General features: G+C 74.1%; 21 protein-coding genes, 1 pseudogene and 1 riboswitch. Of the genes and pseudogenes, 8 read left to right on the top strand and 14 right to left on the bottom strand.

Annotated elements, in window-relative coordinates; translation table 11 throughout:
• Positions 1-172: 172 nt before the first annotated feature.
• Together cbiE and cobM are read right to left on the bottom strand one after the other, a co-directional pair.
• Positions 173-814: pseudogene (cbiE, locus tag QSK45_RS04760) on the bottom strand (precorrin-6y C5,15-methyltransferase (decarboxylating) subunit CbiE); the annotation flags it as partial.
• Complete coding sequence (gene cobM / locus QSK45_RS04755) at positions 811-1,695, bottom strand: precorrin-4 C(11)-methyltransferase (RefSeq protein ID WP_285553541.1); 885 nt, start codon at positions 1,693-1,695, stop codon at positions 811-813. The gene cobM and the pseudogene cbiE, both read right to left, overlap by 4 nt.
• A gap of 119 nt (positions 1,696-1,814) precedes the next feature.
• On the opposite strand from cobM, the gene QSK45_RS04750 reads away from it, so the two are divergent.
• Positions 1,815-2,546 carry a ZIP family metal transporter gene (locus QSK45_RS04750; RefSeq protein WP_285553540.1) on the top strand — a complete coding sequence of 244 codons (732 nt, stop codon included), beginning with the start codon at positions 1,815-1,817 and terminating at the stop codon, positions 2,544-2,546.
• A 23-nt stretch (positions 2,547-2,569) separates the two neighbouring features.
• Here the strand turns inward: QSK45_RS04750 and cobI are convergent, their stop codons facing one another.
• From cobI to QSK45_RS04700, 10 genes are all read right to left on the bottom strand, one after another.
• Positions 2,570-3,301, bottom strand: a complete 732-nt coding sequence (gene cobI, locus QSK45_RS04745; RefSeq protein ID WP_285553539.1) for a precorrin-2 C(20)-methyltransferase — start codon at positions 3,299-3,301, stop codon at positions 2,570-2,572.
• Positions 3,298-4,677: a cobyrinic acid a,c-diamide synthase CobB gene (locus QSK45_RS04740; protein ID WP_285554615.1), complete on the bottom strand. Its 1,380-nt coding sequence runs from the start codon at positions 4,675-4,677 to the stop codon at positions 3,298-3,300. Before QSK45_RS04740 ends, cobI begins: the two co-directional genes overlap by 4 nt.
• Positions 4,674-5,273, bottom strand: a complete 600-nt coding sequence (gene cobO / locus QSK45_RS04735) for a cob(I)yrinic acid a,c-diamide adenosyltransferase (protein ID WP_285553538.1) — start codon at positions 5,271-5,273, stop codon at positions 4,674-4,676. Before cobO ends, QSK45_RS04740 begins: the two co-directional genes overlap by 4 nt.
• Positions 5,273-7,300, bottom strand: coding sequence for a putative cobaltochelatase (locus tag QSK45_RS04730; RefSeq protein WP_285553536.1), 2,028 nt, complete (start codon positions 7,298-7,300; stop codon positions 5,273-5,275). The genes cobO and QSK45_RS04730 overlap by 1 nt, the downstream gene beginning before the upstream one ends.
• Positions 7,297-10,953, bottom strand: coding sequence for a cobaltochelatase subunit CobN (cobN, locus tag QSK45_RS04725; RefSeq protein ID WP_285553534.1), 3,657 nt, complete (start codon positions 10,951-10,953; stop codon positions 7,297-7,299). Before cobN ends, QSK45_RS04730 begins: the two co-directional genes overlap by 4 nt.
• The gene (locus tag QSK45_RS04720) at positions 10,950-12,458 is read right to left on the bottom strand and encodes a cobyric acid synthase (RefSeq protein ID WP_285553533.1); all 1,509 of its coding nucleotides are present in this window, start codon (positions 12,456-12,458) and stop codon (positions 10,950-10,952) included. The genes cobN and QSK45_RS04720 overlap by 4 nt, the downstream gene beginning before the upstream one ends.
• The gene (locus tag QSK45_RS04715; RefSeq protein ID WP_285553531.1) at positions 12,455-13,408 is read right to left on the bottom strand and encodes a cobalamin biosynthesis protein; all 954 of its coding nucleotides are present in this window, start codon (positions 13,406-13,408) and stop codon (positions 12,455-12,457) included. Before QSK45_RS04715 ends, QSK45_RS04720 begins: the two co-directional genes overlap by 4 nt.
• Positions 13,409-13,507: 99 nt before the next feature.
• Positions 13,508-13,650, bottom strand: a riboswitch (cobalamin riboswitch).
• 142 nt (positions 13,651-13,792) lie between these two features.
• Positions 13,793-14,020, bottom strand: coding sequence for a hypothetical protein (locus QSK45_RS04710; RefSeq protein ID WP_145489193.1), 228 nt, complete (start codon positions 14,018-14,020; stop codon positions 13,793-13,795).
• A 32-nt stretch (positions 14,021-14,052) separates the two neighbouring features.
• Positions 14,053-15,318 (bottom strand): inorganic phosphate transporter, encoded by a 1,266-nt coding sequence (locus tag QSK45_RS04705; RefSeq protein ID WP_285553526.1) that lies wholly within the window; start codon positions 15,316-15,318, stop codon positions 14,053-14,055.
• A 154-nt stretch (positions 15,319-15,472) separates the two neighbouring features.
• A complete protein-coding gene (locus QSK45_RS04700) occupies positions 15,473-16,228 on the bottom strand; it encodes a lysozyme (RefSeq protein ID WP_285553525.1) in 756 nt (251 codons plus the stop codon).
• Positions 16,229-16,424: 196 nt separating this feature from the next.
• Between QSK45_RS04700 and QSK45_RS04695 the strand changes: the two genes are divergently transcribed.
• The 3 genes from QSK45_RS04695 to QSK45_RS04685 all read left to right on the top strand — a co-directional run bounded on the left by QSK45_RS04695 (position 16,425) and on the right by QSK45_RS04685 (position 19,961).
• Positions 16,425-17,105 (top strand): class II aldolase/adducin family protein, encoded by a 681-nt coding sequence (locus tag QSK45_RS04695; RefSeq protein ID WP_285553524.1) that lies wholly within the window; start codon positions 16,425-16,427, stop codon positions 17,103-17,105.
• 129 nt (positions 17,106-17,234) lie between these two features.
• Positions 17,235-18,362: an alpha/beta hydrolase gene (locus QSK45_RS04690; protein ID WP_285553523.1), complete on the top strand. Its 1,128-nt coding sequence runs from the start codon at positions 17,235-17,237 to the stop codon at positions 18,360-18,362.
• Positions 18,363-18,692: 330 nt separating this feature from the next.
• Positions 18,693-19,961: a hypothetical protein gene (locus tag QSK45_RS04685; RefSeq protein ID WP_285553522.1), complete on the top strand. Its 1,269-nt coding sequence runs from the start codon at positions 18,693-18,695 to the stop codon at positions 19,959-19,961.
• Positions 19,962-19,985: 24 nt separating this feature from the next.
• Here QSK45_RS04685 and QSK45_RS04680 read toward each other — a convergent pair whose 3' ends face one another.
• The gene (locus tag QSK45_RS04680) at positions 19,986-20,399 is read right to left on the bottom strand and encodes a VOC family protein (protein ID WP_285553521.1); all 414 of its coding nucleotides are present in this window, start codon (positions 20,397-20,399) and stop codon (positions 19,986-19,988) included.
• Positions 20,400-20,588: 189 nt separating this feature from the next.
• On the opposite strand from QSK45_RS04680, the gene QSK45_RS04675 reads away from it, so the two are divergent.
• From QSK45_RS04675 to QSK45_RS04665, 3 genes are all read left to right on the top strand, one after another.
• Positions 20,589-22,187, top strand: a complete 1,599-nt coding sequence (locus QSK45_RS04675) for an ABC-F family ATP-binding cassette domain-containing protein (protein ID WP_285553520.1) — start codon at positions 20,589-20,591, stop codon at positions 22,185-22,187.
• Positions 22,188-22,522: 335 nt separating this feature from the next.
• Complete coding sequence (locus QSK45_RS04670; protein ID WP_004002281.1) at positions 22,523-22,744, top strand: helix-turn-helix domain-containing protein; 222 nt, start codon at positions 22,523-22,525, stop codon at positions 22,742-22,744.
• A gap of 116 nt (positions 22,745-22,860) precedes the next feature.
• The gene (locus QSK45_RS04665; protein ID WP_285553498.1) at positions 22,861-23,664 is read left to right on the top strand and encodes an enoyl-CoA hydratase/isomerase family protein; all 804 of its coding nucleotides are present in this window, start codon (positions 22,861-22,863) and stop codon (positions 23,662-23,664) included.
• Here the strand turns inward: QSK45_RS04665 and QSK45_RS04660 are convergent, their stop codons facing one another.
• The gene (locus tag QSK45_RS04660) at positions 23,665-24,387 is read right to left on the bottom strand and encodes a nucleopolyhedrovirus P10 family protein (protein ID WP_285553497.1); all 723 of its coding nucleotides are present in this window, start codon (positions 24,385-24,387) and stop codon (positions 23,665-23,667) included.
• 87 nt (positions 24,388-24,474) lie between these two features.
• Here QSK45_RS04660 and QSK45_RS04655 point away from each other — a divergent pair, with 87 nt between their 5' ends.
• A complete protein-coding gene (locus QSK45_RS04655; RefSeq protein ID WP_285553496.1) occupies positions 24,475-24,945 on the top strand; it encodes an Asp23/Gls24 family envelope stress response protein in 471 nt (156 codons plus the stop codon).
• The last annotated feature ends 50 nt before the right edge of the window (positions 24,946-24,995 follow it).

The following is a 24,995-nucleotide window of genomic DNA, read 5'->3' as shown; positions in this document are numbered from 1 at the left end:
CGACCGTCCGCACCGGGTCGGCTGTCCGCGGTGGGCCGGCTGCTCGTACCGGGTCGGCGGTCGGTGCCGGGTCGGTCGTGCGGGCGGGGATCGTCGTCCGGGCCGGGGTGTCTGCCGGTGCCGGGCCGGCGGTCTGCGCGGGGTCGGCTGTCCGCGTCGGGGCGACCGTCCGTGCCCGGCCGGGCGGCACCGCCGGAGCGGTCGGCGCCGGGCCCGTGGCCAGGCACAGGACCACGCTCACCGTCGTGCCCCAGTCGCGGGACGCCGCCTCCGCGGGGGTCACCCGCTCCACCCGCTCCCGTGCCGGGTCGCCCAGCGCCGTCGCCACGACGAGCAGCCGGTCGCGGCCGGTCAGCGCGGCGCCCAGTTCGGCGGGGCCGGCGCCCGGTCCCGTGAGCACGGCGACCTTCGGGTGGGCGCGGCAGACGTGCACGGCGGTGCGCAGGGCCCTGCCGTGGGCGCTGACCACCACCGCGTCGTCCCAGGGCAGCCCGAGCCGGGCGAACGCGGTGGCCACCGAGGAGACCCCGGGGCGCACCGAGAGACGCTCCGCGCCGAAGCGTTCGGCGAGCGCGCGGACGATCCCGAAGAATCCGGGGTCCCCGGAGGCCAGCACCAGCACCGGCAGCTCCCCGGCGACGTACTCGGCGACGGTGTCCAGGGCGGGCGCCAGCGGGCCGAGCACGATCCGCTCGGCCCCGGCGGGCAGCCGTACCGAGTCCAGGTGCCGCCGCCCGCCGACGACGAGCGCGGCACCCGCCGCGACGTCCTCGGGGAGCGGCGCCCCCGTCCCCGTACCGACGACGGTGATCACTCGCCCGCCCCTCGCTCGCGCAGCGCCCGCCGGGCGGCCGGGTCGGCCTTGCGGAAACCGTGGAAGTGGCCCGGGTGGTAGAGGTGTGAGCGGGTGCCCCGCGCGTCCAGCGCCGGGCCGACCAGGAACAGCGTGTGCTTCCAGAGCCTGTGCTCCTTGACCGTCTCCTCCAGCGTGCCGATCGTGCACCGCACGACCAGCTCCTCCGGCCAGGTGGCCTGGTAGGCGACGATCACCGGCGTGGACGTCGGATACCCGCCCTCCAGCAGCTCCCGCACCAGCTGCCCGCTGCGCGCCGCCGACAGGAAGACCGCCATGGTGGTGCCGTGCCGGGCGAACTCGCGCACCTCCTCCCCGGGCGGCATCGGCGTCTTGCCGCCGCCGAGCCGGGTGAGGACCACGGACTGCGCGACCTCGGGGATCGTCAGCTCGCGCTGGGCGAGCGCCGCCACGGCGGAGAACGACGACACCCCGGGCACCACCTCGGTGGCGATGCCGATCTCCGCGCACCGGTCCAGCTGCTCCTGCGTGCCGCCCCACAGCGCCGGGTCGCCGGAGTGGATCCTCGCCACCGCCAGGCCCTCAGAGTGCGCCCGCCGGTAGACGGCGACGACCTCCTCCAGGGACATGGCCGCCGAGTCCAGCACCTCCGCGTCCGCGCGCGCGTGCTCCAGGACCTCCGCCTGAACCAGGCTGGCGGCCCAGATCACCACGTCCGCCGCCGCGATCGCCCGCGCGGCCCGGAAGGTCAGCAGGTCGGCGGCGCCGGGACCCGCACCGACGAAGGTCACCTTGCCGGGGGGGACGGCCACAGGAGTGCCGTCGGCCGCGGCCCCCTCGGCAAGGGCGTCGGCAGTGGCGTCGGTGGCGGCGTCGGCCATCGGGAAAGTCCTCTCGTACGGAAAGCACACGGCAATTGCGGGGTGAAATGTCAGGATGCGAGGCGATATGCGAGGTGCCCGATGTGCGCGAAGGCGCCTTCATCGGATAGCAAGTGCCTATGGCGGTCTTCGTCGCGCTCGGCGCGTTCCTGATGACGCTGGCCGGCGGCTGGACGGCTCAGCGGGTGACCGACCGTCGGCATCTCGTCCTGGGACTCGCCGGCGGTCTGATGCTGGGCGTGGTCGGCCTGGACCTGCTGCCGGAGGCACTGCGTGCCGCCGACCGCGAGATCTTCGGCGTACCCGCCGCCCTGCTGCTCTTCGTGGCCGGCTTCCTCCTCGCCCACCTCGTGGAACGCACCCTGGCCGCGCGCCAGGCCGCCCACGGCGGGGACGAGCACGACCACCACCGGGTGCCCGAGGTCGGCCTCACCGCGGCCGGCGCGATGGTGGGCCACAGCGCCATGGACGGCGTCGCGATCGGCGCGGCCTTCCAGGTCGGCGGCGGCATGGGCACGGCCGTCGCGCTCGCCGTGATCGCCCACGACTTCGCCGACGGCTTCAACACCTTCACCATCACGAGCCTGTACGGCAACGCCCGCCGCCGCGCCCTCGGGATGCTGCTCGCCGACGCCTGCGCACCCCTGGTGGGCGCGCTGTCGACCGTCTTCTTCCACATCCCCGAACCGGTGCTCGGCGGCTATCTCGGCCTCTTCGGCGGCGTCCTGCTCTACCTCGCCGCCGCCGAGATCCTGCCCGAGGCCCATCACGAGCACCCGGCCCGCTCCACCCTGCTGTGCACGGTGGCCGGGGCGGCGTTCATCTGGCTCGTGGTCGGCATCTCCGGCTGACCGCGCCGGCGGCCACGCGCGGCTCACAGCTTCCCGCCCCGCCCGCGGTCCCGCCGCGGGGGCGCGATCAGCGTCGACAGGTACGGCAGCGGCGAACCGTCCAGCTCGGCGGCCGGCCGCACCGACTCCTCCGGCAGGCCCAGCGCCGACCCCCACACCGCGCCCTCCAGCCGCCCGGACCGCGCGAGCGCCCCGGCGACCTCGGCCGCCTGCCGCCCGAACTTGTACGCCACGACCGTCCCCGGACCCGCCAGCGCCTCCTCCAGCACCGCCGAGCCCGCCGTCACCGGCACCAGCGTCAGCGGCTCGGTGCCCTCGGTCAGCACGGCACCGGAACGCGCCGCGAGATCCTGCATGGCGGTGATCCCCGGCACGGTCTCCACGACGACCCCGGGCACCAGTTCCGCGACGGTCTGCGCGAGGTACGTGAACGTCGAGTACACGTTCGGGTCCCCGATGGTCGCGAACGCCACCGACCCGTGCCGCCCCAGCAGCTCCGCGACCCGCGCGCCCGCCGCGTCCCAGGCGGCCTCCCGGCGCGCCCGGTCGGTCCGCTCGTTCAGCGCGAACACCACCCGGACGATCCGGTCCCCGGGCACGTAGTGCGCCACGGTCGCCTCGGCACGCCCGCGTTCGCCCGTGTCCATCACGGGTACGACGACCACCTCGGCCGCCCGCAGGGCGTTGACCCCCTTCACGGTCACCAGCTCCGGATCGCCCGGCCCGACCCCGACCCCGATCAGCCTGCTGCTCATGACGTCCGGCACCTCTCCACGAACCGACGGGCGACACCGGGCTCGGACGCCCAGTGCGTATGCAGATAACTCGCGTGCACGCCCCGCTGTACGAAACCCTCGACCCGGCGCTCCCGGCCCCGGATCCCCCAGGCGGGTACGGCCCCCGCGCCCGGCTCCACCACGGTGCGATGGAACTCGTGCCCCCGCATCCGCGTCCCCGCGGCGGCCAGCACGCTGTCCCCGACGGCCACGGCGTCCCGGTACCCGAGCGTGAGCCGCTCCGCCATCCGCGCGCCGGCGTCCAGCACGCCGCACATCGGCCGGCCGTCCAGCTCCCGGCAGAGGTACAGCAGTCCGGCGCATTCGGCGGCTATCGGAGTTCCGGCCGCGGCGAGGCGGGCGACGGCCTCGCGCAACGGCTCGTTGGCCGACAGCTCGGCGCCGTACACCTCGGGGAACCCACCGCCGACGACCAGTCCGGCGGTGTGCTCGGGCAGTTCCTCGTCGCGCAGGGGGTCGAAGGTGACGACCTCGGCGCCGGCGGCGGTGAGGAGTTCGGCGTGCTCGGCGTAGGAGAAGGTGAAGGCGGGGCCACCGGCGACGGCTACCCTGGGCCTGAGCTTCCCGGCCGACCGAGACGGACGGTCGTGGGCGGGCGGACCGGGGGTCCAGGGGACGGAGCCCCCGGGGAGGGCGCCCGCGGTACCGGCCAGCCTCTCCAGCGCGGGCAGATCACAGCCGCGGGACACCAACGCCGCCATCTCCTCGACGGACGCCACCGCGGCCCCCAGCCGCTCGGCGACCGGCACCAACCCCAGGTGCCGAGAAGGCGTCGACACCAGCGGAGCCCGCCGCAGCACCCCCAGAACCGGCACCCCCACCGCGTCCAACGCCTCCCGCAACAGCTCCTCGTGCCGGTCGGACCCCACCTTGTTCAGGATCACGCCCCCGACCCGCACCTCCGGGTCCCACGACACGAACCCGTGCACCAGCGCCGCCACCGACCGCGACTGCGACGACGCGTCCACCACCAGCACCACCGGCGCCCGCAGCAGCTTGGCCACGTGCGCGGTGGACGCCAGCTCGCCCTCCCCGGCCGCACCGTCGTACAGCCCCATCACCCCCTCGACCACGGCGATGTCGCACCCCCGCGCCCCGTGCAGGAACAGCGGAGCGATCAGCTCCGGCCCGCACAGGTACGCGTCCAGGTTCCGCCCCGTCCGACCGGTCGCGAGCGCGTGGTACCCGGGATCGATGTAGTCCGGCCCCACCTTGTGCGGAGACACGGCGAGCCCCCGCGCGGCGAACGCGGCCATCAGCCCCGTGGCCACCGTGGTCTTGCCGCTGCCGGAGGCCGGCGCGGCGATGACCAGCCGGGGCACCGACGACCTCACCACTCGATGCCCTTCTGGCCCTTCTGCCCCGCGTCCATGGGGTGCTTGACCTTGGACATGTCGGTCACGAGGTCCGCGAGCTCCACGAGCCGGGCCGGCGCGTTCCGCCCGGTGATCACCACGTGCTGGGTGCCGGGCCGGTTGCGCAGCACCTCCACCACCTCGTCGGTGTCCACCCACCCCCAGTGCATCGGGTAGGCGAACTCGTCGAGCACGTACAGCCGGTACGTCTGGGCCGCCAGATCCCGTTTGACCTGCTCCCAGCCCTCCCGCGCCTTCTCCTCGTTGTCCATCTGCGCGTCCCGCTGCACCCAGGACCAGCCCTCGCCCATCTTGTGCCAGGCGACCGACCCGCCCTCGCCGGACGCGCCGAGCACCCGCAGCGCGTTCTCCTCGCCGACCTTCCACTTCGCCGACTTGACGAACTGGAACACCCCGATGGGCCACCCCTGGTTCCAGGCCCGCAGCGCGAGCCCGAACGCGGCGGTCGACTTCCCCTTGCCGATGCCCGTGTGCACCACGACCAGCGGGCGATTGCGACGCTGACGGGTCGTCAGCCCATCGTCCGGTACGACACTCGGCTGCCCCTGCGGCATTACGCGGCCCTCCTCGACGTCCCCTGCACATCCCGCACCAGCCCGGCGATCGAGTCCGCCCGCAGCTCGTCCAACGTGACCGGCGTCCCGCCCAGTTCACCCGCGAGCCGCCCGGCGAGCCCGAGCCGCACCGGACCCGACTCGCAGTCCACGACCACCGAGGCGATCCCCGCGGCCGCGAACAGCCGCGCCGCCCGCCCCGCGAGCGCCACCGGCTCGGGACCGCCCGTGGCCCGGCCGTCGGTGACCACGACCATCAGCGCCCGCCGCGCCGGGTCCCGCAGCCGCTCCACCCGCAGCACCTCGTGCGCCTTGAGCAGCCCGGCCGCGAGCGGCGTACGACCGCCCGTCGGCAGCGACTCCAGCCGTACCGCCGCCGCGTCCACCGAGGACGTGGGCGGCAGCGCCACCTGCGCACCGGAACCCCGGAAGGTCACCAGACCCACCTTGTCCCGCCGCTGGTAGGCGTCGAGCAGCAGCGACAGCACGGCCCCCTTCACGGCGCCCATCCGCTGCCTCGCGGCCATCGAACCCGAGGCGTCCACGACGAACAGCACGAGGTTCCCCTCGCGCCCCTCCCGGCTCGCCTGCCGCAGGTCGTCCCGGCGGATCACCAGACCGGGCCCGGACCGTCCCCGCGCCCGCTGGTACGGCGCCGCCGCCCGCACGGTCGCCGCCAGGTGCAGCTTGGTCAGCGCCCCTCCAGGCCGCCGCGCCCCGGTGGTCCGCCCGTGCTCGGTCCGCGCCCGCGACCGCCGTCCCGCGGCACCCTCCCCGACCCCGGGCACGCTGAGCACCCTGGTCCGGAACGGCTCGGCGGCGCGGACGGCCGACTGCTCGCCCCCGCCGGTCGGCCGCGGCTCCCCGCCCGCACCGGCCTCCGGTCGTGCGGCGGTGTCCCCGCCACCCTCGGGACCGGACTCGGGCGCCGGCCGGCCGCCCCCGCCGGGGCCGTCGGGATCGTCGTCGCCGTCTCCGTCGCCGTCGTCCCCGTTCTCCCGGTCCGCCCGGTCCTCCCCGGCGAACTGCTCCAGCGTCTCGTCAAGCTTGTCCTCGTCCAGGCCCGGCGCGTCGAAGGGGTTGCGCCGCCTGCGGTGCGGCAGCGCGAGCAGCGCCGCCTGCCGTACGTCCTCCGCGAGCACGTCCGTCCGCCCGGCCCACGCGGCCAGCGCCGCCGCCGTACGCGCCATCACGATGTCGGCGCGCATGCCGTCCACCTCGAAGGCCGCGCAGGTCGCCGCGATCTGCCGCAGCGCCCCGTCGCCCAGCCGCACCCGCGGCAACAACTCCCGTGCCGCCGCGATCCGGTGCCGTACGGCGGCCTCCTCGCCGGCCCACCGCGCGGCGAACCCGCCGGGGTCGTCGTCGTACGCGAGCCGCCGCCGTACGACCTCCACCCGCTGCTCCGGCTCCCGGGAGGCCGCGACCTCCACGGTCAGTCCGAAGCGGTCCAGCAGCTGTGGACGCAGCTCGCCCTCCTCGGGGTTCATGGTCCCGACGAGCAGGAACTTCGAGGCGTGCCGCACGGAGACGCCCTCGCGCTCCACGTACGAGGCACCCATCGCGGCGGCGTCCAGCAGGAGGTCGACCAGGTGGTCGTGCAAGAGGTTGACCTCGTCCACGTACAGGATGCCCCGGTGCGCGTCGGCCAGCAGGCCCGGCTCGAACGCCTTCACGCCCTCCGCGAGCGCCCGCTCGATGTCCAGCGCGCCGACCAGCCGGTCCTCCGAGGCGCCGACGGGCAGCTCGACCATCCGCGCCGGCCGTTCGCCCCCCGGCCCCGCCTCGTGCGGACCGTCCGGGCACGCCGGGTCCGGTGCCCCCGGGTCGCAGGAGAACCGGCACCCGGGCACCACGGCCACCTTCGGCAGCAGCGCCGACAGGGCCCGTACCGCCGTCGACTTGGCGGTGCCCTTCTCGCCGCGCACCAGCACTCCGCCGACCGCCGGGGACACGGCGTTCAGCAACAGCGCGAGCCGCAGGTCGTCCTGGCCGACAACGGCCGTGAAAGGAAAGGGGGTGGTCACTGGTCGTCGCCCTCCAAGTCGCCTTCCAGCTCCAGATAGGTGGCGCGCAGCCGCTCCAGCGTGTCCGCGTCCGGCTCGGCCCACAGACCCCGGTCCGCCGCCTCCAGGAGCCGCTCGGTGATGCCCCGCAGGGCCCACGGGTTGGACTTCCTCATGAAGTCCCGGTTCTCCGGGTCGAAGACGTACTCGGCCGACAACTTCTCGTACATCCAGTCGTCGACCACGCCCGCCGTGGCGTCGTACCCGAACAGGTAGTCCACGGTCGCCGCCATCTCGAAGGCACCCTTGTAGCCGTGCCGGCGCATCGCCGCCATCCAGCGCGGGTTGACCACCCGTGCCCGGAACACGCGGTGCGTCTCCTCCCCGAGCGTGCGGGTCCTCACCTGGTCCGGCACGGCCGAATCGCCCACGTACGCCTCGGGGTTGGCCCCTGTCAGATGACGCACCATGGCGACCATGCCGCCGTGGTACTGGAAGTAGTCGTCGGCGTCGACGAGGTCGTGCTCGCGAGTGTCGACGTTCTTCGCCGCCACCGCGATCCGCCGGAACGCCGTCTCCATGTCCCCGCGCGCCGCCCGCCCGTCCAGGCCCCGGCCGTACGCGTAACCGCCCCAGACGGCGTACACCTCGGCGAGGTCCGCGTCGCTCCGCCAGTTCCGCGCGTCGATCAGCGGCAGCAGCCCCGCGCCGTACGCCCCCGGCTTGGAGCCGAAGATGCGGGCCGTCGCCCGGCGCAGGTCACCGTGCCGGGCGCTGTCCTCCCGCACGTGCGCCCGCACGTAGTTGGACTCGGCCGGCTCCGCCAACTCGGCCACCGCGCGCACCGCGTCGTCGATCAGCCCGACCACGTGCGGGAACGCGTCCCGGAAGAAGCCGGAGATGCGGACCGTGACGTCGATGCGCGGCCGCCCCAGCTCGTCCAGGGGGACCACCTCGAAGCCCGTCACCCGACGCGAGGCGTCGTCCCAGACCGGCCGGCAGCCGAGGAGGGCGAGGATCTCGGCGATGTCGTCGCCCTGGGTGCGCATCGCGGACGTGCCCCACACCGTCAGGCCGACGGACTTCGGGTACGCGCCGGTGTCGGCCAGGTAGCGCTGCACCAACGAGTCCGCGAGCGACTGCCCGACCTCCCAACTCAGCCTGGACGGGATCGCCTTGGGGTCGACGGAGTAGAAGTTGCGGCCGGTCGGCAGGACGTTCACCAGGCCGCGCGTCGGGGAGCCGGAAGGCCCCGCGGGGACGTAACCGCCGTCCAGCGCCCGCAGGATGTGCCCGATCTCGTCCGTCGTCCGCGCGAGGCGCGGTACGACCTCGTCGCAGGCGAACTCCAGCACGGCCACGGCGTCCGCCGGTTCGGCACCGCCGAGCACGTCCCGTACGACGCCGCGCACGGCCGGGCGCTCCCAGCCCCGCTCCTCCATCCCCTCCGCGACCCGGCGGCACAGCTGCTCCAGCAGGTCGATCGCGTCGGCGGCCGTCCGCGCCGGACCGTCCACCAGGTCCGTCAGCTCCGCCGGAACCTTCACCGGCGCGCCCGGCTCGGCCAGCAACTCCTTCTCCACCAGCCCGAAAAGGGCCGCCAGGCAGGCCCTGAGCCCCGGCAGCGCGTTCGCCCGGCCACCCCACACCTGGGAGGCGCGCAGCACGGCGAGGACGAGGTTGACGCGGGGCTCGCCGACCGGGCCGCCGCCCAGGACGTGCAGCCCGTCGCGGATCTGGACGTCCTTGATCTCGCACAGATAGCCGTCGATGTGCATGACGAACTCGTCGAAGGCGTCGTCGTCCGGCTGCTCGTCCACGTGCAGGTCGTGGTGGAGCTCGGCCGCCTTGACCAGGGTCCAGATCTGGGCGCGGACGGCCGGGGCCTTGACCGGGTCGAGGTCGGAGACGAGCGCGTACTCGTCCAGCAGCTGCTCCAGCTTGGCGAGGTCGCCGTAGGTGTCGGCGCGGGCCATCGGCGGCACCAGGTGGTCCACCACCGTGGCGTGCCCGCGTCGCTTCGCCTGGGTGCCCTCGCCGGGGTCGTTGACGATGAACGGGTAGATCAGCGGCAGTTCGCCGAGCACCGCGTCCGGCGCGCAGCCGCGCGACAGGCCGAGGCCCTTGCCCGGCAGCCACTCCATCGTGCCGTGCTTGCCCATGTGCACGATCGCGTCCGCGCCGAAGCTGTGGTCCAGCCAGCGGTAGGCCGCCATGTAGTGGTGGGAGGGCGGCATGTCGGGGTCGTGGTAGATCGCGATCGGGTTCTCGCCGAAGCCGCGCGGCGGCTGGATCATCACGACCACGTTGCCGAACCGGAGGGACGCCAGCACGATGTCGTCGCCGTCCACGTAGAGGTTGCCCGGCGGTTCGCCCCACGCCTCGGTCATCGCGGCCCGCAGCCCCGGGTCCAGCCTCTCGAACCAGGCCCGGTAGTCGGCCAGCGGCACCCGCGCGGGCGCGGCGGCCAGCTGCTCCTCGGTCAGCCACTCCACGTCGTGGCCGCCCGCCTCGATGAGCCGGTGGATCAACTCGTCGCCGCCGTCGGGGTACGCGGTGAGCGCGTACCCCGCGTCCCGCAGCGCGTCCAGCACACGGACCGCCGACGCGGGCGTGTCCAGGCCGACCGCGTTGCCGACCCGGGAGTGCTTGGTCGGGTACGCGGTGAAGACCAGCGCGACCCGCTTCTCGGCGTTCGGCTTGTGCCGCAGCCGCGCGTGGCGCCCGGCGATCCCGGCCACCCGCGCGGCCCGCTCGGGGTCGGCGACGTACACCGGGACCTCGTCGGGGCCCTGTTCCTTGAAGGAGAACGGCACGGTGATCAGCCGGCCGTCGAACTCCGGGATCGCGACCTGCATCGCGGCGTCCATGGGGGACAGGGCGGCGTCCGACTCGTCCCACGCCGCGCGTGAGGAGGTGAGGCAGAGCCCTTGCAGGACGGGGATGTCGAGGTCGGCCAGCGCCCCGATGTCCCAGGCTTCCTCGTCGCCGCCCGCCGACGCCTGCGACGCGTGCGTGCCGCCCGCCGCGAGCACGGTGGCCACCAGCGCGTCGGCCCGGCCCAGCAGCTCGTACAGCCCGGCGTCCGCGCCCCGCAGCGAACCGCAGTACACCGGGAGGGCGTTGGCGCCCTGCGCCTCGATCGCCGCGCACAGGGTGTCCACGAAGGCGGTGTTGCCGCTGAGTTCGTGGGCCCGGTAGAAGAGCACGCCGACGGTCGGACGGCCGGCTCGGATCCCGTACGCGCCGTGGACGCCGTACTCCGGCATCCGGCGCGGCTCCTCGAAGCCCTCACCGGTCAGCAGCACGGTGTCGGAGAGGAACCGGGACAGCTCGCGCAGGTTGTCGGGGCCGCCCTCGACCAGGTAGCGCAGCGCCTCCGCCACCACGCCGGCGGGCACGGTGGAGTCGGCCATCAGCTCCGCGTCCGGCACCGCCTCGCCGCCCAGCAGCACCGCGGGCACGCCGGACGCCTTCAGCGCGGCCAGCCCTTCCTCCCAGGCGCGCTTTCCGCCGAGCAGCCGTACGACGGCGAGGTCCGCGCGCTCCAGCAGCCGCGGCAGTTCCCCGGTGACGTCGACGCGGGTGGGGTTGCCGATCAGATAGCCGGCGCCGGAGGCACGGGCCGCCAGCAGATCCGTGTCGGCGGTCGACAACAACAACACTGTGCTCATGCGGGCGCTCCCGGTGGGATGAAGGGCAGTCCTCGCGGCGCGCCGGACTCGATGAGCCGCCACAGCGCGTCGGTGTCCGCGTGCTGTTCGATCAGGTCGCCGAGCCGGTCGAGCTGCTCCTCGCGCAGCGCGGCGAAGGACGTGTCGGGCGCGGGGGTGAAGCGGCGGCCCGCGGCGGCGGCCACCTCGCGCAGGAAGGCCCGGCGGAAGCCGTCCGACTCCAGCGAGCCGTGCCAGTGGGTGCCCCAGGTCTGGCCGACCCGGCAGCCGTCCAGGAAGGCTTCGCCGCCGGTGACCCGGGCGACGCCGTGGTGGATCTCGTACCCCTCGACCGGCTCGCCGAGGGCCCGCCCGGACGGGCGGGAGAGGGTCTTCTCGCGGGCGAACCGCACCCGCACGGGCAGCAGTCCGAGGCCGGGGACCGCGCCGGTCCGCGACTCCACGTCGTCCTCGATGTGCTCGCCGAGGATCTGGAAGCCGCCGCAGATGCCGAGAACGGACCGGTGTTCGGCGGCCCTTCGGGCGAGCGCGTCGGCGAGGCCCCGTTCGCGCAGCCACCGAAGCGCCCGGACCGTGCCCCGGGTGCCGGGGACGACGACCAGGTCCGCGTCGGCCAGCTCCTCCGGGCGGTCCACGAACCGCACCACCACACCGGGCTCCGCGGCCAGCGCGTCCACGTCCGTGAAGTTGGACATCAGCGGGATCGCGCACACCGCGACCCGCAGCACGTCCTCGCCGAGCGGGGGAGCGACGGTCGACTCCCGCACGGCGCCCCGCAGGGAGACGCGCAGCCCGTCCTCCTCGTCGATCCCGAGCCCGTGCCGGTACGGCAGCACGCCGTACGTCCGCCGCCCGGTGAGGCCCCGGAGCATGTCCAACCCGGGCTCCAGCAGCGAGACGTCGCCGCGGAACTTGTTCACCAGGAACCCGGCGACCAGGTCCTGGTCCTCGGGCGAAAGCAGGGCGAGGGTGCCGAAGAAGGAGGCGAAGACGCCGCCGCGGTCGATGTCGCCGACGACGAGCACGGGCAGCCGGGCACCCCGCGCGATCCCCATGTTGACGATGTCGGTCCGGCGCAGGTTGATCTCCGCCGGGCTGCCCGCGCCCTCGCAGATCACCGCGTCGTACCGGCCCCGCAGCTCGGTCAGGCAGTCCAGCACCGTGCCCAGCAGCCGCTGCTGGCGCCCGCCGTGGTAGCCGCGCGCGCTCATCTCGCCCACCGGCCTGCCCAGCAGCACCACCTGGCTGCTCTGCTCGCCGCCCGGTTTGAGCAGGACGGGGTTCATCAGCGCGGTCGGCTCGATCCGGCACGCCTGGGCCTGCATGGCCTGGGCCCGCCCGATCTCGGCGCCCTCGCGGGTGACGAAGGAGTTCAGGGACATGTTCTGCGCCTTGAACGGCGCGACCTTCACGCCCTGGCGCACCAGCCACCGGCAGATCCCGGCGGTCACGACGCTCTTGCCGGCGTCGGAGGTGGTGCCGGCGACGAGGAGACCACCGTTCACTTCCCGCGTCCCTTCGGTCCGTTGACGAGGAGGCGCGCGGCGAGCGTGGTGCCGAGCGCGAGCAGGCCGACGCGGCGGGACAGCCGTACCGCCCGGTCGATGTCGGGAACCCGCACGGCCCGTCCGGCGGCGCCGTTGAGGACCGGGCGGTGCTCGACGCGCCCGCCGTAGGAGAGGGTGCCGCCGAGGCGCACGCCGAGAGCGCCCGCGAAGGATGCCTCCACGGGACCGGCGTTGGGGCTCGGATGTCTGCGGGCGTCCGCGCGCCACGCCCGTACGGCACCCAGCGGATCGGGTCCGGCCGCGGCCGCGAGGACGGCGGTCAGCCGGGCCCCCGGCCAGCCGGCCACGTCGTCCAGGCGCGCGGCCGCCCAGCCGAAGCGGCGGTACCGGGGGGACCTGTGACCCACCATCGCGTCCAGGGTGTTGACGGCCCGGAAGCCGAGCAGCCCCGGCACCCCGGCCGCAGCGCCCCACACGAGGGCGCCCACGACCGCGTCGGAGGTGTTCTCGGCGACCGACTCGACCACGGCCCGCGCGATGCCGTCGGCGTCCAGCGCCTGCGGGTCCCGGCCGCACAGGTGCGGCAGCCGGGCGCGGGCCGCCTCGACGTCCCCGGCCGCGAGCGCGCGCCCGATGGCCTGGGCCTCGCGGGCGAGCGAGGTGCCGCCGACGACGGCCCAGACGGCCGCGGCGGTCAGCGCGACCGAGGCGGCGGGGGAGGGGCGTACGGCACGCGTGGCAAGCGCTCCGAGCGCGACGGCGCCACCTGCGCACACGGTGGTGTGCAGTGCGCCCCAGCCGCGGTGGTCGTGCCACAACGCGCCCTCAGCGGCGGCGGCCGCACGCCCGAACGCGGCGACCGGATGTCCCCGGCGGGGATCGCCGAGGAGGAGGTCGCCGAGGAGTCCGGCGGCGGCGCCGTACGCGTATCTGCGATCGGCACCCATCGGCTCAGCCGGCCGTGGGCACCGCGGCGGTGGTCCTGGTACTGGTCCTTCGGCAGCCGAGCATGGCGATGTGTCCTCACTCAGGGTGTCCGCGCCCTGGTTCGACGTGATCCGGCGGCGAGAGTTCCTGGCTCCCGGGGGGTTCTACCCCGGTGACAGTGGCGGGACCGCGCCGGATTCGCACCGGCTTCCTCTCCTGCTGCCGTATATGGCCTGGGCAGTCCACCATGCGCCCGGAACGGCCGTCAACTTGCCGTTGACCTGCGGGAGTGTGCAGATCGCCACACCGCGGGGCCGCCGGACGCGCCGAAGGCCCCCCTGCCGCACGGGCGGAGGGGAGCCTTGGGGAACCGCGTGGGTGGCGGGGCCCGAGGGGCCCCGGGGTCAGGACTTGGAGACGATCAGGAGGATGCCGTACGCCACCGCCGCCGCGCAGGCCGCGAAGCAGACGTAGGCGCCGGTGACGGCGAGCGTGGCGGAGCCGCCCTCGGCCGCGGCCTTCTCGCGTCGGGCCAGGCCGTTGACGCCGAGGGTGAACAGGACCACCAGGCCCACCGTGAAGGCGAGGCTGACGCCGAAGACGGAGCCGATGGCCGCCCAGTCGATCTTCATGGGGATGCTTCCTTGGTGAACGGGGCTCGGGATCAGACGGCGGCGGCCGGCGGGGCCGTCGAGGCGGCCGGGGTCGCCGGGTCGGCGGTCTGGGCCGGGGCCGGGATGGTGGCCGTCAGGTCCTCGGTGATGGCGCCCGCCGGGGGCGGGGTCACCGCGGCGATGGCGGTGGTCACCACGCCGGACGGCTCCTCGGTCGGGTCGGCGACGACGTTCGTGTGGTCGATGACCTCGCGGCGGGACAGCTTGTAGATCCAGGCGCTCGCGGCGATCAGGAAGACGGCGACCACGGCGGTGCCCCAGTCACCGAGTTCGGTGACGGCCTCGGCGCCCGCGCCGACCAGCGCGGCGGCCGGCAGGGTGAGCACCCAGGCGACGGTCATCCGGGTCGCGGTGGACCAGCGGACCACCCCGCCCTTGCGGCCGAGACCCGAGCCCATCACCGCGCCGGAGACGACGTGGGTGGTGGAGAGGGAGAAACCGAGGTGCGAGGAGGCCAGGATGGCGGTCGCGGCGCTGGTCTGCGCGGCGAAGCCCTGACGGGGCTCCAGGTCGGTCAGGCCCGTGCCCATGGTGCGGATGATGCGCCAGCCGCCGATGTAGGTGCCGAGCGCGATGGCCAGGCCGGCGGAGAGGATCACCCAGACGGGAGGGTTGGAGCCGGGGGCGATGGCGCCGCCCGCGATCAGCGCGAGGGTGATGACGCCCATCGTCTTCTGCGCGTCGTTGGTGCCGTGCGCGAGCGAGACGAGGCCGGCGGAGGCGACCTGTCCGGCGCGGTAACCCTTGCGGGTGGCCTCGCCCTCGGCCTTGCCGCCGATGCCGTAGGAGAACCGGGTGGCCACCAGCGAGGCGATGCCCGCCACGACCGGCGCGGCGACCGCGGGGAGCAGCACCTTGGTGACGAGCACCCCGCCGTGCACGGCGCCGAATCCGGCGGAGGCGACGGCGGCGCCGATCAGACCGCCCATCAGGGCGTGCGAGGAACTGGACGGCAGGCCCACCAGCCAGGTCAGCAGGTTCCAGAGGATCGCGCCGACCAGGGCGGCGAAGATGACCTCGGGACGGATGCCGCTCTCGTCGACGAGACCCTTGGAGATCGTGTTGGCGACCTCCACGGAGAGGAAGGCGCCCACCAGGTTGAGGGTGGCGGACATGGCTACCGCGAGCTTCGGCTTCATCGCGCCTGTGGAGATGGTGGTGGCCATCGCGTTCGCGGTGTCGTGGAAACCGTTCGTGAAATCAAACGCGAGTGCGGTAACCACCACAATCGCGAGGATCAGCGAGAAGCTTTCCATTTACCCAGGCAATCGTTCGAGGTCGTTGTCCGGATGAACGTAGGCAACCTGGGTGAACGGAAGATGAACTGAGACGGGCGTGGGGGTGTCCGCAACGGGCGTGCGGGCCTCCGCTTCCCCCCTTGGGGCCGGACGCGCCCAGGCGCCCCTTGGGCTACCAGCCCGCCGCGAGGGCCCGCAGCCCGCTGGAGCTGCCGTTGAAGAGATTCTGGTCACCCGGCAGCCGGCCGGACGTGGCGTACTGCCAGAAGGTCCAGTACTGCCAGCCGCCCGGCAGCGTCCCCGGTCCCGACGTGCCGTGGCGGGCGACCCACAGGGGGTGGCGGGAGGCGAAGGCGTGGCTGTCGCCGGTGCACAGCCGCCACCACTGGGCCGTGGTGTAGATCACGGGACGGCGGCCGGTCTCGCGCAGCATCTCGTCGCTGAAGGACCAGATCCAGTCCGTCATGCGCTTCTTGCTCAGCCCGTAGCACTTGTGCTTCGCGCTGTACGGGTTGTACTCGATGTCCAGCGCGGGCGGCAGGGTCCAGCCGTCGGCCCGCCAGTCCCCGCCGTGCGCGACGAAGTACCTGGCCTGCTGCGCGCCGGAGGACTCGTCCGGCAGCGCGAAGTGGTAGGCGCCGCGGATCAGTCCGGCGTCGCGCGCCCCGTCGTACTGCTGGTGGAAGTAGGGGTTGCGGTAGCTCGTGGACTCGCTCGCCTTGACGTAGACGAAGCGCGCCCCGCCGGCCTGGGCGGTCGGCCAGTCCACGCTCTTCTGATGGGACGACACGTCGTGCCCCCGGGGCCGGCTCCCGGCCCGGTCCGGGGGGCCGGCCCAGGCGGTGGCGGCGCAGGTGAGGAGGAGCGTCGCGGTGGTCGCCGCGAGGGCACCGGCGCGGCGGCGGAGGTGGGTGCGGTCACGGGCCATGTGCCAACTCCCCGGGGATGACGGACGACCAGGTCGCCTCGCGGGCAAGGAGGGCTCATTCAAGGGCCGGCGATCACCGAATCGGCGCAGATTTATGCTGTTTGTCGCGATATGCACCCTTTTGGGGGCGCGGGAAGTCGGACGGAAGTGCGGCGGGGAGCCGCGTGGTGTACCGGGCGCTGGCAGGATCGCGGGCATGACCTCGGAGCTGCGGGAGACGGGTGGAGAAGTGCGCGAGGAAGCGGCGGAACAGTGGACGGCGTTGGTCGCGACGGCGCGGCGGAGCGTCGCCGACGGGCTGGTCGTCGGCACCTCCGGGAACGTCTCCGCGCGCGTCGGCGACGTGGTGCTGGTCACCCCGTCGGGCGTGCCCTACGACCGGCTGACCCCGGACGACATCACCGGCGTCGACCTCACCGGCCGCCAGGTGCTCGGCACCCTGGTGCCGACCAGCGAGCTGCCCATGCACCTCGCCGTCTACCGCACCACCGACGCCCGCGCGATCGTCCACACGCACGCCGTGCACGCCACCGCGGTCTCCACGCTGGTGCCCGAGCTGCCGCTGGTCCACTACATGGCCGCCGCCCTCGGCGGACCCGTCCGCGTCGCGCCGTACGCCGCCTACGGCACCGACGAACTGGCCGAGCACATGCTCCGTGCCCTGGCCGGCCGCTCCGGATGCCTCCTGCAGAACCACGGCACCCTCACCTACGGCGCCACCCTCGACCAGGCCTACGACCGCACCGCCCAGCTGGAGTGGATGTGCCGCCTGTGGCTGACCGCCTCCTCCGTCCCGAACCTGACCCCTTCTCTGCTGACGGAGGCACAACTCGCCGAGGTCGGGGAACGCCTGAAGGGATACGGCCAACGGAGGTGACCCGTGCCACACCGCTCCCGGATCCGCGATCTGGCTCCTTCCCCGCGTCCTTCGTCCAGGCTTCCGTCCCCGTCACCCCCCTCAGCCTCTCCACTGGCCCGGCGCCCGGCGCCCCGTGACACTGGTCCCGTGCGCCCCCTCACAGCGACCGCCGCCGCGGTCACCGCCGTCGTGGCCGCCGGGATGGCATCCGTGGCCGCCGGGCGGCTCGCCAGCGATGTCGCGCTGAAGGCGAACGGCGGCCGGCCGCTGCCCACCGAGCCCCGCCTCACCGTGCACGGCACGGCGGCCGGACAGATCGCCCTCACCCGGGACCTGGCCTCCCTGCGCCCCGGAACCTACGGCCTCGCGGGCGACGGCACGCACGCGGTCGTGGGACCCGTGCTGGAGACGGCCCGGCACACCGCCGACACGGTCGTACGGCGCCTGGACCGCGTGACGCACGGCACGCTCGCGCCCGGCGACTCCGTGTGGCTCACGCCCAACCTGCACGTCGGCGACCCGCGTGCCGCCCTCGGCCTCGACCACGCCGACGTGGACGTGCCCGGCGAACTCGGCCCGCTGCCCGCCTGGTTCGTGCCCGGCGACCGGGACACCTGGGTGATCGCCGTGCACGGCCTGGGCACCACCCGTGAGCACGCCATGAACGTCATGGGCTTCCTGCACGGGCGCCGCCTTCCGGTTCTGGCCCTCGCCTACCGGGGCGACCTCGGTGCCCCGCGCCCCGCGGACGGCCTGAACCACCTCGGTGAGTGCGAGTGGCGCGACGTGGACGCGGCGATCCGCTACGCCGTGCGCCACGGCGCCCGCCGCGTCGTCCTGCTCGGCTGGTCCACCGGCGCCACCATGGCCCTGCGCGCCGCCGAGCGCTCGCCCGTGCGCGACCGCGTCGCCGGGCTGGTCCTCGACTCGCCGGTGCTCAGCTGGGAGGCCACGCTGCGCGCCCTCGCCCGCGCCCGGCACACCCCCGCCCCGCTGCTGCCGCTCGCGGTCCGGGCCGCCCAGGGCCGCGCCGGCCTGCACGCCGAGCGGGTCGCCGAGATCACCGACCCCGAGCGGCTCGCCGCGCCGGCCCTGATCATCCACGGCCCCGGCGACCGGGTCGCACCCTGGGAGTTCTCCCGGCTGCTCGCCGCGCGCCGCCCCGACCGCGTCGCCCTGCACACCGTGCAGAACGCCCCGCACGCGGCGATGTGGAATCCCGACCCCACGGCGTACGAGGAACGGCTGCGGCGTTTCCTGACCCCGCTCATGTGACGGCGCACGCCGGCGCGCCGAGGGCTCGTCCCGGGTGGGCGCGAGCGTTCCGCTTGTGGCCGTGCCGTTGGCCGAAACACGCCTGTCGACCACCCGTGGAACCCGGTGCGTTGGCCAGCCCCGTCGCCCGCCGTGACATTCCGTTTGGGTTTTCGGACCGTCAACCGGAAGACTGCCCCTGTGACGTCCCGTATCCCGCGCGACTCCAGGCTCCGACTCGTCCGACCTCGGCCCCTGGCCGCCGCCCCCAGAGCTGTGAACCAGCGGCGCCCGCGCCGCCCCGCACCCCGGCCGCCAGAGGGCACCCCCGCCGCCGCCGAGCTGGCCAAAATGGCCCGCACCGGGCTGGCCGGCGCGGTCCGTGTGGCCCGCTGGGCGGACAACGCCCTGGGCCCCGGCCGTGACGCCGCCACCGCCGACGGCAAGGCCACCCTCTCCGCCGCCTCCGCCGAGCGCGCCGCCGCCGACCTCGGACTCGCCCCCGACCAGGTCCGCGCCGACTGGGACACCGCGCGCCTCGCCGGACTGGTCGAGGTGCACGGTGACAGCGCGCGCCCCGGCTGGCGGCTGCGCGCCTGGGACCGCGACGACAGCGCCGTGCTGCGCGGCTGGGTCGCCCTCTTCGACGCCTGGTCGCTCGCCCTCCCCGAACCCGAGGGACACGAGCCGGCCGCCGTCGCGGAGGCCGTCTCCGCCATGCCGCAGGTGCTCTCCTTCCTCCAGCTGTCCGCCGGACCCGTCCCGGTCGAACAGCTGCTCGACCTGCTCCAGCAGCGGGTCATCGAGCTGCGCACCGAACGCTGCGAGGTCACCTACGAGCCCGGCGCCGAGCCCCCCGTCGAGGCCGCCGAGCCCGCCGGGAGCCCGGACGCCCCGGCCGCCTCCCTCGCGCCGCTCCTCGACTGGGCCCTGGAGGCCCTCGCCAGCGTCGGCGCCCTGACCTGCGACGCCGGCCAGGCCACCCTCACCCCGCTGGGCAGCTGGGCGGTCTGGGTCAAGCTGGAGCAGATCTGCGTGGCCGCGCAGAGCCCCGCCGGCAACATCGAGCAGTCCGCCGAGGACATGCTGCGCGGCTGCGCCCAGCTGCGCCCCAACGCGGCCCGCGCCGAGTACCGCGCCTGGCTCGCCGCCCGCACCGTCGGCAGCGCGGTGAGCGAGCTGATCGACGCCGCCCGCGGCGAGGACGCCCTGCTGCGCGGGCTGGCCTTCGAGGCGCTGCGCGTGGTCGGCGCGCCCGCCGAGCCCGATGTGCGCGCCGTGGTGGACGAGCCGACGCTGCGGCCGTACGCCCTGCTGTGGCTCGCCGAGCACGACGGCCTCGACCCGGAGGACGCCCACGAGGTCCTCACCCGCGAGGAGGCCACCTGGCTGTGGGTGGACACCGCGGCGGCCGTCGCCGACCACGGTGAGGCGCCGATGCTGGTCCGGCACCTGGAGTCCGCCGTGCAGCCCACCGTGCCCCGGCTGCTCGACGAGGTCCGCGCGGTCGGCCATCCGCGCACCGTGCAGGTCCTGGTCGCCCTCGCGGCCGCCCACCCCGACCCGGCTCTCGCCAAGGCCGTGCGCCGGGCCGCGTTCCAGGTGCACACCGGCGGGTGAGCCCCCGGGGAGCCTCGGGACGCCTCAGACGCCGATCTCCGGCGCGTACGTCCCGAAGCTCCAGATGTTGCCCTCGACATCCCGGGCCAGATAGTCCCGTGCGCCGTAGTCCTGGTCCGTCGGGGGCACGAGGATCTCCACGCCGTGCGCCACGGCCCGCCGGTGGTGGGCGTCCACGTCGTCCACCACGACGTAGACCCCGGCGGGCCCCGCGTGCTCCATCGCCGTGTCGAACGGCCCGCCGCGGCCCTTGGAGCCGATCATCACCGCGCCGTTGCCCTGGACCAGCTCGGCGTGCAGCACCTTGCCGTCGGCCGCCTCGTACACCGTCAGCTCGGTGAACCCGAGGCCCTCCGTGAGCTGCCGGATCGCCGCCTGCGCGTCCGCGTACAGCAGCGTGGGGCAGATGCCCGGCCGTCCCCCACCCATTCCCGCCATACAGATCACTCCTCCCGAGGAGGTTCTCCCCGCCCCGCCGGCGGGGGATGCGGACGGGACACGGACGCGGGAAAACCGCTTGCACGGCCCCGTTAGACTTCTCCCATGGCCATTCTCCTCGCGCATTAGACGGCGGGAACGTCCTCAGCCGCCCACCCGCCAACCTCTGTACGCCCCAGGAGTCTGTCCGTGATCTCCGCCACCGGAATCGAGCTGCGCGCCGGCGCCCGCATCCTCATCGAAAGCGCCACCTTCCGCGTGGCCAAGGGTGACCGCATCGGCCTCGTCGGCCGCAACGGCGCCGGCAAGACCACCCTCACCAAGTGCCTGGCCGGCGAGGGCATCCCCGCGGCCGGCACCATCACCCGCTCCGGCGAGGTCGGCTACCTCCCGCAGGACCCCCGGACCGGCGACCTGGACGTCCTCGCCCGCGACCGCATCCTGTCCGCGCGCGGCCTGGACGTGCTGCTGCGCAAGATGCGCGAGAACGAGGAGCGGATCGCGGGCGGCAAGGGCGCCACGCGTGACAAGGCGATGAAGCAGTACGAGCGCCAGGAGACGGAGTTCCTCACCAAGGGCGGGTACGCCGCCGAGGCCGAGGCCGCCACCATCGCCGCCGCGCTGAACCTGCCCGACCGGGTGCTCGGCCAGCCCCTGCACACCCTCTCCGGCGGTCAGCGCCGCCGTATCGAGCTGGCCCGGATCCTGTTCTCGGACGCGGACACCCTGCTGCTCGACGAGCCGACCAACCACCTCGACGCCGACTCGATCATCTGGCTGCGGGACTACCTGAAGACCTACCGCGGCGGCTTCATCGTGATCTCCCACGACGTCGACCTGGTCGAGACGGTCGTCAACAAGGTGTTCTACCTGGACGCCAACCGCTCCGTGATCGACGTCTACAACATGGGCTGGAAGCTCTACCAGCAGCAGCGCGAGGCCGACGAGAAGCGCCGCAAGCGCGAGCGGGCCAACGCCGAGAAGAAGGCCGCCGCCCTGAACGCGCAGGCCGACAAGATGCGCGCCAAGGCCACCAAGACCGTCGCCGCGCAGAACATGGCCCGCCGCGCCGACAAGCTGCTCTCCGGCCTCGAGGCGGTCCGCCAGTCCGACAAGGTCGCGAAGCTGCGCTTCCCCGAGCCCGCACCCTGCGGCAGGACCCCGCTGATGGCCGAGGGCCTGTCGAAGTCGTACGGGTCGCTGGAGATCTTCACCGACGTCGATCTCGCCATCGACAAGGGCTCCCGGGTCGTCATCCTCGGACTCAACGGCGCGGGCAAGACGACCCTGCTGCGCCTGCTCGGCGGCGTCGAGCAGCCCGACACCGGCCAGGTCGTCCCCGGTCACGGACTCAAGCTCGGCTACTACGCCCAGGAGCACGAGACCCTCGACCCCGGGCGCACGGTGCTGGAGAACATGCGCTCGGCCGCCCCCGACATGGACCTCGTCGAGGTCCGCAAGGTGCTCGGCTCGTTCCTGTTCTCCGGCGACGACGTCGACAAGCCCGCGGGCGTCCTGTCCGGCGGCGAGAAGACCCGCCTCGCGCTCGCCACCCTCGTGGTCTCCTCCGCGAACGTGCTGCTGCTGGACGAGCCGACCAACAACCTCGACCCGGCCAGCCGCGAGGAGATCCTCGGGGCCCTGCGCACCTACAAGGGCGCGGTCGTCCTCGTCACCCACGACGAGGGCGCCGTGGAGGCGCTCCAGCCCGAGCGGATCATCCTGCTGCCCGACGGCGTCGAGGACCTGTGGGGCTCCGACTACGCGGATCTCGTCGCCCTGGCGTGATCGAAAGTCTGATCCACTGCGTATGGATCATTCGGCCGAGCCGTGATCCATCATCTGTGTGAGATCTCCTCATATCAGGGTGTGTCGTACACCGATTTCCCGGCCGATCCCTTGTCCAGTAAGGGATCGGCCGTGGCGCGTCCCTGACCTGGTACTTCTCGGGTCCACCCGTTCGGCCCCGTCGACAGCCGACCGTGAAATTCGGCATTCCGCTTGTGAGTATCCGCTCCTGTCGTCACAACGATGTCCCATCGACCTTGCCGAATGGGTGGCCATCACGCCCCGGAGGGGTGATCATGAGGGGACCAGAGCGCACTTCCCATGAGGAGGCACGGGTGGCCGAGACTCTGAAGAAGGGCAGCCGGGTGACCGGCGCCGCGCGCGACAAGCTCGCGGCAGACCTGAAGAAGAAGTACGACTCCGGTGCGAGCATCCGAGCACTGGCCGAAGAGACCGGCCGCTCGTATGGCTTCGTACACCGGATGCTCAGCGAGTCGGGCGTCACGCTGCGTGGGCGCGGCGGGGCGACCCGGGGCAAGAAGGCCGCTTCGTCCTGACTCCGGGCGGCCCCTCGGCTTCGATGGTGGCCACCCGGTCGGCGAACCGACCGGCCGGGTGGTTACTGTGCAGTCACTTAGCTCAGCTTCGCTGACCGCACCCATCGGAGGCACCCATGGCCACGCCCGACCAGGACCTCGCTCCTGTACTCGACAAGGACGGCGTACGGCTCACCGTCGACGACGCGCTCGCCACGGTGACGCTGACGAACCCGGCCAAGCGCAACGTACAGAGCCCCGCTCTGTGGCGGGCGCTCGCCGAGGCCGGCCGGCTGCTGCCGGGCTCCGTCCGCGTCGTGGTGCTGCGCGGCGAGGGCAAGTCCTTCTCCGCGGGGCTGGACCGGCAGATGTTCACCCCGGAGGGGATCCCGGGCGAGCCGACCTTCATCGATCTCGCACGCCGTGACGACGCCGGGATCGACGCGACCATCGCCGAGTACCAGGAGGCATTCACCTGGTGGCGGCGCAATGACCTCGTGTCCGTCGCCGCCGTTCAAGGACATGCCATCGGTGCCGGGTTCCAGCTGGCGCTCGCCTGCGACCTGCGGGTCGTCGCGGACGACGTGCAGTTCGCCATGCGCGAGACCAGCCTCGGCCTCGTCCCCGACCTGACCGGCACGCACCCGCTGGTCGGTCTGGTCGGGTACGCCCGCGCGCTGGAGATCTGCGTGACCGGGCGGTTCGTCGGCGCGCAGGAGTCGGTGGCGTCGGGGCTCGCGAGCCTGGCGGTGCCGGGCGAGGAACTCGACGGCGCGGTGCGGGACCTCGCCGCGGCGCTGGTGGCGGCGCCGCGGGACGCGGTCGTCGAGACCAAGGCGCTGCTCAGGGGTGCGGTGGACCGCACGTACGACGAGCAGCGCGCGGCCGAGCGTGCCGCTCAGGCCCGGCGTCTGCGGGACCTCGCCGGGCTCGGCGAGTAGTCAGGGCGGGCCGGCGGCGGCCTGCTCGTCGACCGCCGTCACCAGCACCGCCACCGTCGGCCCGTCCGCCATCGCGTCCCGGACCGCCGCGCGGACCCGCCGGGCCACGTCGGCGGTCCGGTGGGCCGCGGTGGCGGCCAGTTCCACGCGCACATGGCGGTGGGTCAGCGTGGCCGTGCCGCCCGCGCGGGTCTCGATGTGCAGGCCGGTCAGGTGGGCGACGCCCGGCACGGACAGGGCGGCCTCGGCGGCACGGGCCCCGGCCGGGGCCGTCACCTCACGGGCGGGCGGCGGCTGCGGGGGCCGTACCTCCGCCACCGTCCCGGTCGCCTCCAGCAGATCGGTCACGCGCAGGTCCACCGCCGTCACCGCGAGGCCGAGGCGCTCGTCCGCCGCCGTGGCGAGCGCGAGCCGGAGCCGCGCCGCGGCCGCCGGCAGGGGCTCGGCGGGAGTCGCCGCGAAGTCCGCCGTCAGCCGCAGGGCCCCCGGCGGCAGCGCGCTCGGCGGGGCCGGTACGGCGGGCTCGGCCGCTTCCGCCGGATCGGCGAGGGCGATCCGCAGCGCGCCGAGCCGCACTCCGGGCACCCCGCCCGCCGCGCGGCGCAGCACCGCCCCGGCCGCCGCCTCCGTGATCCACGCGCCGTCACCCGGCCCGCCCAGCGGCAGCAGCCTGCCGAGCCCCACGTGATGCCGTACGACCTGGGTCCATCCGTCCGCCGTCATTCCTCCAGCCTGCCGCATTCCCGGCGCGCGGTCGCGCAACCTTGCTTACGGTGGTCGCAGGACGACGACCGAAAGGGACGTACGGCGATGACCGACATGACGACGACCCCCGAAGGCGGCGGCGAGCCGCAACTGTCGACCCGTAAGGCCGTCCGGCGCGGCGGCGGCGATCCGTCGACCCGCGGCCGGACCACGATCGCGGACGGCGTGGTCGAGAAGATCGCCGGGATGGCGGCCCGGGACGTGCCCGGCGTGCACGCGATGGGCGGTGGTTTCTCCCGCACCCTCGGCGCGATGCGCGAGCGGGTGCCCGGTGGCTCCAAATCGGTGACCCGCGGGGTGAAGGCGGAGGTCGGCGAGGTGCAGACCGCGCTGGACCTGGAGATCGTGGTGGACTACGGCGTCTCCATCAACGACGTCGCCGGCGCGGTCCGGGAGAACGTGATCGCCGCCGTGGAACGCATGACCGGCCTGGAGGTCGTCGAGGTCAACATCGCGGTCGGCGACGTCCATCTGCCCGAGGAGGAGGAAGAGCAGCCGGAGCCCCGGATCCAGTGACCCGGCGCGCTCCGCGACCCCACACCCCGTACGCCTGACGAGCTGAGGAG

Origin of the sequence: Streptomyces hygroscopicus subsp. hygroscopicus, from assembly GCF_030269125.1 — a bacterium.
Taxonomy (GTDB): domain Bacteria; phylum Actinomycetota; class Actinomycetes; order Streptomycetales; family Streptomycetaceae; genus Streptomyces; species Streptomyces hygroscopicus_C.
This window is presented reverse-complemented; position numbering and strand designations above follow the sequence as displayed.